Below are 14,477 nucleotides of genomic sequence, written 5' to 3'. Positions count from 1 at the left end.
CTTTAATCTCCAATTTGATCGCGAAATCAATTAGTTAGTCTAGACTAACTTGATTAAAGTGCCCCCTTTTTTGGGGTAGAGCCCTTTTTTGATTGTTCTTGATGAACTCTTAAAGCCTTTCAAAAATTGTTCTCGTATTAAACCCAAACAATCGCTCATGCATTCTATAGGCATACTCATCCGTCATATTGGCCAAATAATCACATACAATTCGATAAGCTGAGGTTTCATCCTCTGCTTGATTAAATAAAACTCTATTTTTATTATCTAGTAAACTAGCAGGATTGGAGCTAATCGCATCAAAGAGTCTAAGTACAACCGTTTGACCTCCATATTCAAAAGTACGGGCTTCCTGGGAATCAATGACATTATTAAAGATGCATTGCTTTAAATAATTTAGAAGGGCATTTGCTTCGGGAGAGAGAGCTAGATTGTATTTGAGCAATTTATTCTCAAATTTTTCGTTGGTTATTATAATTTGCGTCGAAGTAATAAAATAATTAACCATTTCCCCTATAGTTTGTTTTCTTGAATAAAGATCTGAAGAAAATAGCGAATCAATGATCTGATTTTGCCGATCAGTTAATAGGGTATTGTTTAACAATTGTCTCAATTCAGATGTATCGAGATGAGAAGGATTGATAAGACGTAAATGGATAGCGTCTTCAAGATCATGTACACCATATGCAATATCATCCGCAATATCCATGATGGAGCAATCAAAACTATGATAGGCTGATTTTCCTGATTTTGTATTATGCGGCATTTGTGACAGCGATTGAAATAATTCTTTGTCACTATCGGAAAAAGGTGAGAGCAACCAATCAATCTCAGGCTGTTCGCAATCAAAATAAGCTTTAGGAGGCAGCCAATCATTAATTTTGATGGTTTTATGGATGGATTCATGCACTGGGGGTTGTTTGGGTGCTGCAACAGTGGAACGTTTCACCGGATATTTTAAAATACCGAGCAGCGCACGTCGGGTTAAATCAAGGCCGTAGGTTCCATAGCTGCTTTCGACTTTGGTTAGCAATCGCAGAGTTTGTCCATTTGCTTCAAACCCTCCATAATTGCGCATCATATAATTTAGAGCGACTTCGCCACCATGGCCAAAAGGAGGGTGGCCAATGTCGTGTAATAAACAAATAACAGAAATTAGATCATCATTGGGTAATAAACCAGCGAGTCCAATATATTTTTCTTGGCTCATTAAAAGATTGTGTACAATACTGCGTCCTATCGAATCAACTTCCAGAGAGTGTGTAAGACGAGTGCGATGAAAATCTCCTTCGTCAGTTCCTAAAATTTGTGTTTTTCTTTGCAGTCGTCTGAACGCTGGACAATGAATTACTCGTGTGCGGTCTCGTTCATAAGGATCTCGATGATCCTGATTTCCTCTTTGATTTGTTTGCCCAGAGCGTCGATGTGTCCACATAAGTTTTGTAATATAAAATAAAAAACAATTACTGTAAGGCATAATGTGCTCGTTAACAACACAATTTCCTAAAGTTTTTCTTAAATTTGTAGATATAGCAGACAAGGAGTAAACAATAAGAATTATAAATAGGGGATAACCATGAATAAGAAAATAAATTTAGCACTCTTAGCAATGTGTGCTTTCACAATGTCTTCTTGTACCAGAGAAAGTGACTACATGTCGTATCCAGCATACACATATAATGACAACATAGCCCCTTATGCTATGAATAGTTATAATATGGTTAATTATGACTATAGATACCAACAAAAGCAGGAAGTTAGGGTGCCTAATTCATATTATGTTGGCGAATTGCATTCTCCAACTTCTTTTAAAGATAGAGATCAGAGTTGGGTAAATAGTCAAAACCCGCAAGGCTATACTATTGAACTGGTAGAAGGTGATAAGGCATCTCAAGTAGCGCAAGTTCTTTATAAAGCGCCCAAAAATGATCGAATCGCTCAGGTAAAATATGATCGAGATGGTAAAACGCATTATAAGGGGGTATATGGAACCTACAGCACAGCAGAAGAAGCACAAAAAGCATTAAATGCATTACCGTCCGAAATTAAAAATAGTGCTTCGGTGATTAATTGGAGCAGTGTGCAACAATAGAGCAATGAGTTCCCGGGTTTAGACTCCGGGAACTTATGGTATTAAGGCGTCACTACAATTTTGCCGATTTGTTCATTTGATTCCATGTATTTATGTGCGTCTACTATTTGTCCCAAGGAGAACGTTCGGGCAATTTGCGGCTTAAATAAGTTGTTTTGTAACTTCTCAAAAATATATTTTTCACCTTTTGCACGAACTTCTGGTTGAGTAGAAATTTCAAAGAGCGTATAACCACGTACAGAAATTCCTTTTTTTAAGGCAGTGAAAAGAGGGAACGGAGTGATTGGCTCCATAGATAAATTCCCGTAAACAAAAAGTATTCCGCCTGGGGCAAGAGTTTCTGCAAGAGTTTCAACGCCTTTACCCGCAATTGGATCGAAAACAATGTTTACTCCCTTACCTTTGGTTATTTCATTGACTCGGGCAGGAAGATTTTCTTCATTTGTTATAATCACATGGTCTGCTCCTAAAGAGAGTAACTCAGCTTTTTTCTTAGAGGTTCGTGTAGTGACAATGCTAGTTGCTCCTTGAGCACGCGCTATTTGAATGGAGGCAAGTCCTACACTACTGCTTGCAGCGGTAATTAAAACAAAGTCATTTTTAGCGAGTTTTCCATAGTGAATCAGGGCGCCATAAGCGGTCAAATATTGCATCCAAATAGAAGTTCCTTCAACATAAGAAAACCTCTCGGGATATTCTGCGAGTGCGTATGCGGGGACTATTGCAACTTCACCGTATACCCCATATTTACCAAGATCAAAGCAAGGTACTGTGCTGAATGTCTTGCCAATCATTTTTTTGTCTACATCCGGACCAACCGCCTCTACTACTCCAGAGGCTTCGTAGCCAATTTTTGATGGGAAATGTGGCTCCACCAAATAGGCTCCAGAACGAAACATAACTTCTGCTCGATTTAAACCAATTGCGTGAACACGTAAGCGAACTTCTCCTTTTCCAGGTTCGGGCAATGACATTTCTTCAAGTTTTAATACTTCTGGACCCCCAGTTTGATGAAAACGAACGATTTTAACCGATGAGTTTGACATGAAATTTCCTTATTTTTTATGAAATATTTACTTAAGACTACGTAGTTTCCGAAGCGGAGCTAATTAGAATCATTAATCGAGTTATCCCTGAGGTTTTCGAGCGTTCTGCTTCAAATTGTTTCACCGTGATCGCATAGTGTTGATTTATTTTCTCCAGCCAAGTAATAAATAGGTTAAAAGCAACCGCATCAAAAGTAAGCTGAATATCTCCTGATCCGGTTTGTTGTAACTGATAAGGAAATTTTAGTGTCTGATCATTTTTTAGGTGCGTTGCCAGTGTTGTCAAAAGCTGACTATTATCCACTGTTTTCTTTTTAGTTTGCTTCATGCGACTTTGTTGTCTTATTTTTTGCATCCAATCCAGCGTAGCCGTTTTCTCTACTAGCTGCGTTGATTTTTGGGTGACTCGTTGACTCAATGGGCTATATAAAAACAAATAATAAATATAAAGAAAAAGACACAACACAGTTCCAATTAACATCCACTTTTCTCTTTCATTAAGCGTGCTTAAATATGCTTTCACATTAACTCCAAAGTAGCAACAACGTGTTGTTCACGAGTCGATGCCTGAGTTTGTTTTACCTTGAGTTGCAGTTTTTTTAATTCGTTTTCCAACTCTTCTAAACTGGCAAAATCTGGACTAATTATCGTCACAGATAAGGTTTTGTTTTGATAGCGTAATTGCTCTAGAGTATTGTGTTCGCTTTTCATTACTTTGGCAAATTGATTCAGTAAAAACCAAAAGCGATTTTGCTCTTCTGTATTATTACTTTTTAATAGTTGTGTAATACGAAATTTAGGACTAATAATTTGTTTTGCATCAGGAAAAAACTCATGATAAATCACCGCAATTTGATCATCAATTTTTTGAGTTTGCTTATTTAATAAATGCAATTTGATTCCATTCACTACAAGTAGAGAAATGAGCCAAAAGCAAAAAAGGGCGCCGACAAGTTGGTATCCCTTTTTAATTAAATCTGCTTTATTTCCATGTTGCATTTCTCCTTGGCAGAGATTCATTAACTTAGATTTAAGTATTCTTTGAGCAATCCAGGTATGTGATGTTTCCTGACTTTTGGGTAATGATGGATCAATTTGGATTGCGCTGTCTGTAAAAAGTAAGGGTTGATATTGCGGATGGTTTTTTAGATAAATGTCTGCTAATTCTCCGGAAAGTGCTCCTTTAAAATCATCCGAATTGATGATTAAAGTCGTTTCACTAATACATAACTCTTGTGGTTGTAAGGCAAACCAATCTACAGTAATTGCAGAAAATTCGATTTTTTGTTCATTAAGCAATTGCATCAGATATCGAATTCGCTGTTTGCCTATAATAGTTACGAGGTATTGATTGTTTTGATACAGTGCTTTATCAAAAGCAAAATGAAGCTCGTCTACAGGCTGCGCCAATTTCTCTTCTAAAGCATAAGGAATTGCAGCTCTTGCTTTTCTTTCTGGAAGCCATGAGAGCTCTAGATTAAGAAGACTGACTTGTTCGCATGTTTCAATAATTAAGGTTTTACATTCAGTTTGTAATGATTTAATTTCGTCAAAAGTACGTTGTGCGGGTGGAGCAATTAGTGCTCCATCCGCATTTATTTTAAGGCAAAAACATCCTGTTTCATCAAGATGTTTTGCAAAAAGGAAAAAGGTATCCATTCCTAAGCATAAGCTCTATGTTTTTTTATATTCATTGCAGTCCATTGTTGTTTCAATTGTTGTGCCAGCAGATAAACTACAAGCGCGTATTGGGGGCTGGAATTGTAACGGGTTATTACAAAAAAATTAGAATAAGCTATCCAATATTCATTTCCTTTAGCAGTTACCAGCTCAATCAATGCGGCACGTGAAGGATGGTTTTGTGCTGCAGTTACAGGCTTAATTCCATATGCAATTAATTGTGAATAGTAATAATTTGCTCTTTTAGGATTGACTTGAATGCGCTTGTAGTGTGTCCCTATGAGTTTGGCATGCTGGGCAACTCCATCATTGGGCTTCCAACCATGATGGTAGAAATAATTCGCAATACTTCCTATAGAGTCAGCATTGTTCGACACGAGATCACGTTTGCCTGTATTATTAAAATCAACAGCAAAATTACGGTAACTGCTTGGCATGAATTGTGGTTGACCAATAGCGCCAGCATAAGAACCTTTGTATTGAGTTGCAGGTACTCCATGTTCGCGACAAAGAAGCAGGTATTCTTTTAATTCTTTAGTGAAATAAGGCGCACGTTTGGGATAGTTGAAGGCCAACGTCGCTAAAGCATCAAGAACTCGATGTTCTCCTTGTCGTTCTCCATATAAAGTCTCTACACCGAGAATCGCAATAATAATTTCTGGGGGAACACCATATTTTTTTTGTGCTTTTTCTAATGCCGCTCTGTTAGCAACCCAATAATCCAATCCACCTTTTACGCGCATGGGGGTCAGAAACAAATCTCTGTAAACATCCCAATTTTTCTTTTCATAGGGTTTTTCCATGGATTCGATGATATCGGGCTGAATAACTACTTGATTCATTATTGCCGTAAGCTCTTTAGTATTAAAATGATACTCTTTAACCATCTTTTTGATAAAAAGTTGTACATCTTTTCTTTGGGTAAATGAAGTATTCGAATAAGTTGAGAATGAAAGAAGCAGCAGTATTATTGCAATAAACCCCAAACATGGTAGTCGTCGCATAGCCCCTCCTGATAAGATAAACTGAAACGATAAATTTTATTAAAAATGCAGAGTATTAGCAAATACTTTAAGGCTACGCATATTTACGCTAAAATGCGCTATTTGCAAAAAGGTTATTTCAGTTGAGTGATTTAAAGCGAATTCGTAATTTTTCAATTATTGCCCATATCGATCATGGTAAATCAACCTTGGCAGATCGATTTATCCAAATTTGTGGTGGTTTAACTGAGCGTGAAATGAGTGCTCAAGTACTTGATTCTATGGATATAGAACGAGAGCGGGGGATCACGATTAAAGCCCAGTGTGTTTCATTAAATTACACAGCAAAAGATGGTAAAACCTATCTCTTGAATTTTATTGATACACCAGGACATGTGGATTTCAGCTATGAAGTATCCCGTTCTCTAGCGGCTTGTGAGGGTGCAATTCTAGTCGTTGATGCTGCCCAAGGTGTGGAAGCGCAAACGGTAGCTGTTTGTTACACTGCCATAGATCAATCATTATCTGTTTTGCCGGTACTCAACAAAATCGATTTACCACAAGCTGAACCTGAGCGTGTTATCTCAGAAATTGAGGATATTATTGGTCTTGATGCACATGATGCAATAAGAACCAGTGCCAAAAGCGGCTTGGGTGTAGAAGATGTGCTTGAAGCTTTAGTGGCTCATATTCCACCGCCAGAAGGTAATGTCAATGGACCTTTGCAAGCATTGATTATTGATTCATGGTTTGATAGTTACCTTGGTGTGGTTTCATTAGTGCGTATTGTAAATGGCTCGATACGTAAAGGCGACAAAATGAGGGTAATGTCTACCGGCCGTTCTTATGAAGTCGATCAGGTAGGCATATTTACTCCCAAGCGTACTAAGCTGGATGTATTAAATGCTGGCGAAGTAGGTTATTTAGTAGCAGGAATTAAAGAAATTCAAGGTGCTCCAGTAGGTGATACACTCACTCTGGAGAAAAATTCTGCAGATAAGCCACTTCCTGGATTTCAGCGTGTAAAACCACAAGTTTATGCCGGTTTATTTCCTGTTAGTGCGGATGATTTTGAGGCATTCCGTGAAGCTCTAGCTAAATTAAGTCTGAATGATGCCTCATTATTTTATGAACCTGAATCTTCCGAAGCGTTAGGTTTTGGTTTCCGATGTGGTTTCTTGGGAATGTTGCACATGGAAATCGTACAGGAACGTTTAGAGAGGGAGTACAATCTAGATTTAATATCCACTGCACCAACTGTAGTTTATCAAATCTTGACCCAAAAAGGTGAGACATTGTTGATTGATAACCCATCACTTCTACCGCCGCTCCCACAAATTAAAGAAATGTACGAACCGATTGTGAGGGCGAATATACTGGTGCCTCAAGATTTCCTTGGATCAATTATTAGTTTGTGTATTGAACGACGTGGTGTTCAGGTTAATATGACTTACAGTGGTCGCCAGGTTTCTGTAACCTATGATATCCCGATGAGCGAAGTGGTTTCTGACTTTTTTGACCGCTTAAAATCTGTGAGTCGTGGTTACGCTTCATTGGATTATAATTTTTTACGTTTTCAAGAAGCAGATTTGGTAAAAATGGATATTTTGATTAATAGCGAACGAGTGGATGCGCTTTCAGTTATTGTTCATCGCTCTTCATCACACAGTCGTGGAAAACTAATTGCTGAAAAAATGCGTGATTTGATTCCACGGCAGATGTTTGATGTAGCAATTCAAGCGGCCTTAGGCAGTCATATTATTGCCAGACAAACAGTAAAGGCTTTACGTAAAAATGTTACTGCAAAATGCTATGGTGGCGATGTGACTCGAAAACGAAAATTATTAGAAAAGCAAAAAGCAGGGAAGAAACGCATGAAGCAGGTGGGGCATGTGGAGATACCCCAAGAGGCTTTTATGGCTGTCTTTCAAACAGATAAAAAGAAATAGGGTCTGCTTCCATTTCTACTATCTTGGCCAAACTGTCTTGATTTTCTGCGTTCCGATGCTCACATACTTCGTGTATGCTGCGCTTCGGTACTCGAAAATCAAGACATTTTGACTCAAGCTAGCGAAATGGAAACAGACCCTGGTAGAAGGGTGGTATATTAATGCCCTCATTATAAAATTAAGTTTGATTAGGATATAAATTTATGAATTTTGCTTTAATATTGGTTGTCCTGTCTTTTGTCAGCGGTTTTATCTATCTTTTAGATGTCATATTCTGGGCAAAAAAGCGCACTGAGGATCAAAAGCCCAATCGAATTATTGAATATTCACGATCTTTTTTTCCTGTGTTTTTCATTGTCCTAATTTTACGTTCATTCCTCATTGAACCCTTTCGCATTCCTTCAGGCTCATTGGAACCGACATTGCTTGTCGGTGATTTCGTGGCGGTAAACAAATATATTTATGGTTTAAGACTTCCTGTTTGGGAAAAGAAAGTTGTTTCAATTTCTGATCCTAAAACAGGAGAGGTTGCTGTATTTCGATGGCCGCCCGACCCTTCCTACGATTACATTAAAAGGGTAATAGGAGTTCCTGGAGATAAAGTTAGTTATCACAATAAGGTATTAACAATTAATGGAAAGGAAGCAAAGCAGACTTTTCTTGAGTACACTATTGATGAAAGTTCTGGAAAAGCTGTAGCTAAATATAAAGAAGATTTAAATGGAACAGTGCATAATATTTTCGTGCGAACTGATGTTCCTGCTGTGGACTTTGATATTGTAGTGCCTGAAGGAAATTATTTTATGATGGGCGATAATCGAGATGATAGTGCTGACAGCAGATTTTGGGGTTTTGTACCTGAGTCCTATTTACGAGGAAAAGCATTTTTGGTTTGGATGAGTTGGAATGGTAAGACTGATAACGTTCGTTGGTCTAGAATAGGAAAATCGATTTCGTAAATATGGATGTTTTTATATTTATTAATTTCAAATGCTTACTTTAGAACAGAAAAAGGAATAATGAATGCACAAGCAAAAGGGAATGACTTTTATAGGGATGTTATTTACAGTTGTTGTGATTGTTATGGCGGCAACGATAGTAATGCGTGTTGTTCCAGTTTATTTGCAGTATTACTCCATTATTAAGTCGATAAAAGGATTAAATGAGGTATCTCCATCTTCGTTAGCTGGCGACCCCATGGCTGATGTTAATGTTCTAAAGAGTACTTTAGATAAACATCTGAATATTAATGGAATAGAAAGTTTAAAGGAAAATCAGTTGATGATTGAACCCATAGGTGTCAATAAATTTAGAGTGAAATTGAAATATCAAGTGATTAAGCCGTTGGTACACAATATAAGCTTATTATTTGATTTTAATCATACTGAAGAGGTTGTAACAGGCAGTGAAAGTTGATTTAGCAAGGTTATGCAGACGATTAAATTATCAATTCAATAATATTGCTTATCTCAAGCAAGCTTTAACGCATTGTAGTGTAGGTAGTGAAAACTATGAGCGTTTCGAGTTTCTTGGAGATTCAATTTTAAGTTTTATAATTGCCAATGAACTGTTTCATCGATTTCCTATGCAAAGTGAAGGCCAATTAAGCCGCTTGCGTTCATTTTTGGTTCGAGGTGAGATGTTGGTCGAGTTGGCTAAAGAAATTGATCTGGGGGATTTTCTTTTTTTAGGGCAGGGAGAACTGAAAAGTGGCGGTTTTCGTCGCGCCTCAATCCTTTCAGATGCTATGGAGGCTGTTTTTGCAGCAATTTTCCTTGATGGAGGAATAGAGCCTGCAAAAAAAGTCATTCTGGGATTATATCGTTCCAGACTTGAAGATTCTAATTTAAACGATTGCTTAAAAGATTCTAAAACTCAACTGCAGGAGTATTTGCAAGCCGAAAAAATGGCGCTTCCAGAGTATACCCTGACTAAGGTTGAAGGGGATGAACACAATCAGATATTTTACATAACCTGTAGAGTAATTGACGGAAAACAACAAACTTTTGGTCAAGGTGCTAACCGTAGAAAAGCAGAACAATTAGCTGCTAAGTTGATGTTAGAATTGTTACGTTCTCCAAAGCCGCTTTAGCAAAATGGGTTTGATTCCACGCTGTAGGAGTCTTGATTTTATATCATGTTATTAGTGTTTATTCTTGGGTATAAATTGTCAATACACCCTAATTGAAAAGAAATTCAAGGGAGCTTGATATAATTATTTATATCTGACAACTTATTCTCAATAGATCATGAGATAACAGGAAATTTACCGTGCAAATGAAACAAAAAACAACAAAAATACTTTTTAGCCAGCTCATAACTCTTTTTATTTTCTTGCTTTCTACGTCATCTAATGCGGCTAAATCGTTGCCTCAGGATATGCTCAATGTGATGCACCAACCACGTTACCAAAATGCACAATGGTGGATAGAGGTTAAAGATTTAAATACCCAAGAGACCATTTATCAATTAAATACTAGCTATTTATTAATGCCGGCCTCTGTAACTAAATTATTTTCTTCCGCAGCTGCACTGAATGTTTTAGGTCATGACTATCGTTTTAAAACTCCGGTTTATTTTATTGGACAGCAAGAAAACGGCACGTTAAACGGTAACTTAATTCTCGTAGGGAAAGGCGATTTAGAATTGGGCAGCCGTGTTCATGATGACAAACTGACTTATGGGTATATCGATCATATTTATGCTAATGATTTGCCAGGTGCATCGATTACCCCAGAAAACCCGCTCAATGGACTTATCAGCCTTGCTCAGCAAATCAAATCCAAAGGGATTAAACAAATTAATGGGGATGTATTAGTAGACAACCGTTTATTTAAAACAGAATATTTGCGTAATTACACTATTTCCCCAATCATGATTAATGAAAATCTGTTTGATTTTCAAATTAAGCCTACCTCTGTGGGTCAGAAAGCCTCAATAAAATGGCGTCCACAAGCCCCTGGTTATTTTATTGATAATCAGGTTATGACAGTAGGCGATAATGAAAAAACAAATATTGAAACCTCATCCGATAAGGACAACACCGTATTGACTCTAAAAGGGCAAATTGCTGCCAATGCAGGGGAAATATTAAGAATATCTCCTATCCTTAAACCTGCACCTTTTGCAAGACATGCTTTTATCGCTGCATTAAAACAACAAGGTATTGTAGTAAACCTGGATAATAAAAATAGTCGACTACCAGATGCTGATGTTTATAATCACCTTACACCTATAGCGCAATATATTTCTCCACCATTTTCTGAATATGTTAAAGTCATTTTAAAATTAAGTCATAATATAGGTGCCGATTTAATACCGCTTCTATTAGCCCAACATAATAAGGAAACATCATTTGCAGAAGGCATGTCCCATATTGCGACATTCTTACTTGATGAAGTAGGATTAGCTAAAAATGAATTTGTATTCGGTGATGGCGCTGGCGGTGATACAAACAGGCTTCTTCCCAAGGCTGCTATTCAGTTATTAACCTATATACGCAAACTTCCTGAAGACCAATTTAAACTTTTCTATAATGCACTCCCAATACTTGGTGTCGATGGCAGTCTTGCCAAAGCAGCCCAGAACATTCCCGCAGTAGGCAAAGTTCATGGGAAAACAGGTACATCAATAACTTATGATTTTGCTAACCAACGTTTTTATTCCTTTTCAGAAGTATTATCAGGATATATTGATGCAAAAAATGGGCATTTGCTTGTATTTATCATTGCAGTATCTAATACACCTTTGGAAACACTTGATGATGCCTTTCAAATACAGAAAGACGTTAGCGGGGTTGCCGTTGAAATTTATAACCACTCTTGATTAGGGTTTGTAGACTGGGGTATCGTCAGTTTTTGATAAGAAACCTTGATCTATTGAGCCATTTTCAATAGATATTCCAATTAGTTACTCGTCCCGCGGAACTGGGAAATAAAACTTATTCAGCCTAAGAAAAACGAAGACCTGGAACCTCAGTTCCATATTCAGGTAAAGGTTCGCCACTAGACTCATGAACGGCTTCCCTAGTTAATTTACATATGCAGACTTTAACATTGTCTGTAAAAGCGGAATCGAGTTCTCCGTTTAAATAGTTAATGGTGTTAATATTTTTCCAGCCTTTTACACTTTGGTAAAAATCCTCTCGATCTTCTAACTCAACAAAAATCTGTCTATCTGGGTCAATAAGATACGCTTCATTATTTTCATCTACATAGATGAGGTAGGAATGATCCAAATCTTTATCTTCTTCAGATTTACTTGTGTTTTCAAGCCTGACTAACATTAATTCACCCCTATTTAATGCTTGTATTTTCTGAAAAAATTCATCTAAGTCTTCTACTTCCTCACTACCATGTACAGAATGAACTAACCCCTCTACAGGATCATTGCCGCCTTCGAACTCGGGTATTTCCCTTGGTTCCACATCTTGTAATAATACACGAGCTGCCTCGATAGCACACCAATGGCAATTTCCTTGGCTTTTAGGAACACCATGTTGATTTAAAGGATTTATTTTTTTGAGTTTCTCAAGTAGCTTTGCTTCCATTGTGATCTCAATTTCACACTATATGATTAAATTATAGGCTATAAGAGAATTGAGGTGCGTGATAAAAAATTCAATGAGTTTGCATACAAAGATAAATGGTGGAGCAAATCGTAGCCGAATATCAGCGAAACGGAACCCAGAATAAACTGCTGCACTCATTTCCGGATTCTACTTCGTTGTTTCCAGTACTATACTAAATCTTCCAAGCTGCTGCTAATTTCTAGCCATTCTTCTTCAGCCTGATTTAAGGAGGAGTAGGTGGAAGTGCGCTTTTGTACTAATTGATTGAGTTTATTTTGTTGCGCACTGTCTTCGTAAAGAGCGGAATCACCGAGCTGGGTATCCAGCTTGGAAATTTCACTTTGATAGTGTTCAATTAATTGTTCCAATTTTTTCAGGCGATTTTGTAACGTTTTCTTTTCTTTATAATCAATTACAGGTGAGGCAAGTGCATTTTCTTTAATTACATCTTTAGTTTGTAACCAGGAATAATAATCATCCAAGTCACCATCAAAAGCTTGAACTTTTTGTTGGTATACCAGATAGAAGTTATCTACGCTGGTTTTGAGCATATGGCGGTCATGAGAAATCAGAATTAATGCGCCTTCATAACTTTGTAATGCAAGCTCAATAGCAGATCGCATCCCCAGATCCAAATGGTTTGTTGGTTCATCTAGCAAGAGCAGATTGGGTTTAAGCCAAACAAGTTTCGCTAAGGCCAAGCGTGCTTTTTCTCCGCCGGAAAAGTGATTTATAGATTGTACTGCCATATCACCAGTAAAATTAAAACCACCTAAAAAGTCACGAATCGTTTGTTCACGTACTTCTGGCGACAAAACTTGGATTGTTTCTACTGGACTTAAATTACAATCCAATTGTTCTAATTGGTGTTGCGCATAATAGCCAATTTTTAAATGTGCTGAGCGGTGAATCGTACCATTTAAAGGACTTAAAGACCCAGTTAGGGTTTTAATTAAGGTTGACTTTCCTTCACCATTTGGTCCGAGTAGGGCTACTCGGTCGCCAGGATTGAGTGAGAGATTAATTTTTTTTAGTATCGGCTTTTCAGTTTGATACCCTGCATCAACCATATTGCATTGAATTAATGGATTTCCTGCCCGAGGACACGGGAAGAAATCAAAAGAGAAAGGTGAGTCAACTTGTGCTGCAGCAATAATTTCCATTCTCTCTATGGCTTTGAGACGTCCTTGCGCTTGTTTTGCCTTAGTTGCTTTTGCTCTAAAACGATTTACAAAGGACATCATATGATTGATTTTTGTTTGTTGTTTTTCATACATAGCTTGTTGTAATGCTAATTGTTGTGCATGTGTTTTTTCAAAACAACTGTAATTACCACTGTAAAGAGTTAGATTTTGTTTCTCAATATGTAAAATATGAGTAACAAAAGCATCAAGAAATTCTCGGTCATGAGAAATAAGAATAATCGTGCTGGGACTTTGCTTCAAAAAACGTTCCAGCCAAAAAATTGCCTCCATGTCCAAATGGTTGGTAGGCTCATCCAGTAAAAGCAAATCAGCCGGTTTCATTAAACAACGAGCAAGGCTTAAACGCATTCGCCAGCCTCCGGAAAAACTATTTACCGAAGCGTGTTGTTGTTCGCCTTTAAAACCCAGTCCAGACATAATCGTAGCTGCTTGAGCCGGTTTACTGTAGCCTCCGGTGTGACTTAACTCTTCATGACATGCGAGTACCTCAGCATCATTGCCCATAGTTTCTGCTTCGTGCAAGCGCTTGAGCAACTTCATATAACGGTCATCGCCGCCTAAGACAAAATCCAATGCTTTTTCATCGCTGTCCGGTAATTGCTGAGATAAATGACTGATAGAGAGTTGAGGATTAATTAAAAACTCTCCTGAATCCGGAGCTAATTTTCCTAGTAAAAAATCAAATAATGTTGATTTACCACAACCATTATGACCGATAAGACCTATTTTTTGCTTTTCATATAGAGTGGCATTGACTTTATCCAATAAAATTTTAGTGCCACGACTAAGAGTAATTTGACGAAGAGTAAGCATGATAAATCTTTAACCATAAATTAGAGTTGGTTGTATAAAAACTATAAAATCGTAGCCTGGGGGCGGCGCAGCGAAACCCGGGGAAATATGATAATTACTTTTAAACCCGGGTTTCGCTGCGCCGCCCCCAGGCTACGAC

The 14,477-nt window shown here is 37.6% G+C and carries 13 protein-coding genes; 6 read left to right on the top strand and 7 right to left on the bottom strand.

Annotated elements, in window-relative coordinates; all coding sequences use genetic code 11:
- Positions 1–109 precede the first annotated feature (109 nt).
- Positions 110–1,435, bottom strand: a complete 1,326-nt coding sequence (locus tag Lani_RS08930) for an anti-phage deoxyguanosine triphosphatase (RefSeq protein ID WP_040521878.1) — start codon at positions 1,433–1,435, stop codon at positions 110–112.
- 141 nt (positions 1,436–1,576) lie between these two features.
- Here Lani_RS08930 and Lani_RS08925 point away from each other — a divergent pair, with 141 nt between their 5' ends.
- Positions 1,577–2,092, top strand: coding sequence for an SPOR domain-containing protein (locus Lani_RS08925; protein WP_019232015.1), 516 nt, complete (start codon positions 1,577–1,579; stop codon positions 2,090–2,092).
- Between the two features lie 41 nt (positions 2,093–2,133).
- On the opposite strand, the gene Lani_RS08920 is transcribed toward Lani_RS08925, so the two are convergent.
- Genes Lani_RS08920 through mltB form a run of 4 tightly spaced genes read right to left on the bottom strand, consistent with a single transcriptional unit; the run spans position 2,134 to position 5,822 of the window.
- Positions 2,134–3,138: a zinc-dependent alcohol dehydrogenase family protein gene (locus Lani_RS08920; RefSeq protein WP_019232016.1), complete on the bottom strand. Its 1,005-nt coding sequence runs from the start codon at positions 3,136–3,138 to the stop codon at positions 2,134–2,136.
- A 37-nt stretch (positions 3,139–3,175) separates the two neighbouring features.
- Positions 3,176–3,661 carry a GspM family type II secretion system protein LspM gene (gene lspM, locus Lani_RS08915; RefSeq protein ID WP_019232017.1) on the bottom strand — a complete coding sequence of 162 codons (486 nt, stop codon included), beginning with the start codon at positions 3,659–3,661 and terminating at the stop codon, positions 3,176–3,178.
- The gene (gene gspL, locus Lani_RS08910) at positions 3,658–4,797 is read right to left on the bottom strand and encodes a type II secretion system protein GspL (protein ID WP_019232018.1); all 1,140 of its coding nucleotides are present in this window, start codon (positions 4,795–4,797) and stop codon (positions 3,658–3,660) included. The genes lspM and gspL overlap by 4 nt, the downstream gene beginning before the upstream one ends.
- Before the next feature lie 2 nt (positions 4,798–4,799).
- The gene (gene mltB / locus Lani_RS08905; protein ID WP_019232019.1) at positions 4,800–5,822 is read right to left on the bottom strand and encodes a lytic murein transglycosylase B; all 1,023 of its coding nucleotides are present in this window, start codon (positions 5,820–5,822) and stop codon (positions 4,800–4,802) included.
- A 122-nt stretch (positions 5,823–5,944) separates the two neighbouring features.
- On the opposite strand from mltB, the gene lepA reads away from it, so the two are divergent.
- The 5 genes from lepA to dacB all read left to right on the top strand — a co-directional run bounded on the left by lepA (position 5,945) and on the right by dacB (position 11,575).
- Positions 5,945–7,750: a translation elongation factor 4 gene (lepA, locus tag Lani_RS08900; RefSeq protein WP_019232020.1), complete on the top strand. Its 1,806-nt coding sequence runs from the start codon at positions 5,945–5,947 to the stop codon at positions 7,748–7,750.
- Positions 7,751–7,953: 203 nt separating this feature from the next.
- Positions 7,954–8,709: a signal peptidase I gene (gene lepB / locus Lani_RS08895; protein WP_019232021.1), complete on the top strand. Its 756-nt coding sequence runs from the start codon at positions 7,954–7,956 to the stop codon at positions 8,707–8,709.
- Positions 8,710–8,773: 64 nt separating this feature from the next.
- A complete protein-coding gene (locus Lani_RS08890) occupies positions 8,774–9,166 on the top strand; it encodes a DUF4845 domain-containing protein (RefSeq protein WP_019232022.1) in 393 nt (130 codons plus the stop codon).
- Positions 9,156–9,842 carry a ribonuclease III gene (gene rnc / locus Lani_RS08885; protein WP_019232023.1) on the top strand — a complete coding sequence of 229 codons (687 nt, stop codon included), beginning with the start codon at positions 9,156–9,158 and terminating at the stop codon, positions 9,840–9,842. Before Lani_RS08890 ends, rnc begins: the two co-directional genes overlap by 11 nt.
- Positions 9,843–10,027: 185 nt before the next feature.
- Positions 10,028–11,575, top strand: a complete 1,548-nt coding sequence (dacB, locus tag Lani_RS08880; RefSeq protein WP_131775107.1) for a D-alanyl-D-alanine carboxypeptidase/D-alanyl-D-alanine endopeptidase — start codon at positions 10,028–10,030, stop codon at positions 11,573–11,575.
- 124 nt (positions 11,576–11,699) lie between these two features.
- Here dacB and Lani_RS08875 read toward each other — a convergent pair whose 3' ends face one another.
- On the bottom strand, positions 11,700–12,299 hold the full coding sequence (locus Lani_RS08875; protein ID WP_019232025.1) for a hypothetical protein: 600 nt from the start codon (positions 12,297–12,299) through the stop codon (positions 11,700–11,702).
- 188 nt (positions 12,300–12,487) lie between these two features.
- Positions 12,488–14,338, bottom strand: coding sequence for an ABC-F family ATP-binding cassette domain-containing protein (locus Lani_RS08870; RefSeq protein WP_019232026.1), 1,851 nt, complete (start codon positions 14,336–14,338; stop codon positions 12,488–12,490).
- Positions 14,339–14,477: the final 139 nt, after the last annotated feature.

This window comes from Legionella anisa (assembly GCF_001467525.1).
Taxonomy (GTDB): Bacteria; Pseudomonadota; Gammaproteobacteria; order Legionellales; family Legionellaceae; genus Legionella; species Legionella anisa.
This window is presented reverse-complemented; position numbering and strand designations above follow the sequence as displayed.

Bases quoted from the DNA above. Each gene is read 5' to 3' on its own strand.
- Lani_RS08920 (WP_019232016.1), bottom strand. From the start codon at position 3,138: ATGTCAAACTCATCGGTTAAAATCGTTCGTTTTCATCAAACTGGGGGT.
- Lani_RS08925 (WP_019232015.1), top strand. From the start codon at position 1,577: ATGAATAAGAAAATAAATTTAGCACTCTTAGCAATGTGTGCTTTCACA.
- gspL (WP_019232018.1), bottom strand. From the start codon at position 4,797: ATGGATACCTTTTTCCTTTTTGCAAAACATCTTGATGAAACAGGATGT.
- Lani_RS08870 (WP_019232026.1), bottom strand. From the start codon at position 14,338: ATGCTTACTCTTCGTCAAATTACTCTTAGTCGTGGCACTAAAATTTTA.
- Lani_RS08930 (WP_040521878.1), bottom strand. From the start codon at position 1,435: ATGTGGACACATCGACGCTCTGGGCAAACAAATCAAAGAGGAAATCAG.
- Lani_RS08875 (WP_019232025.1), bottom strand. From the start codon at position 12,299: ATGGAAGCAAAGCTACTTGAGAAACTCAAAAAAATAAATCCTTTAAAT.
- dacB (WP_131775107.1), top strand. From the start codon at position 10,028: ATGAAACAAAAAACAACAAAAATACTTTTTAGCCAGCTCATAACTCTT.
- lepB (WP_019232021.1), top strand. From the start codon at position 7,954: ATGAATTTTGCTTTAATATTGGTTGTCCTGTCTTTTGTCAGCGGTTTT.
- Lani_RS08890 (WP_019232022.1), top strand. From the start codon at position 8,774: ATGCACAAGCAAAAGGGAATGACTTTTATAGGGATGTTATTTACAGTT.
- mltB (WP_019232019.1), bottom strand. From the start codon at position 5,822: ATGCGACGACTACCATGTTTGGGGTTTATTGCAATAATACTGCTGCTT.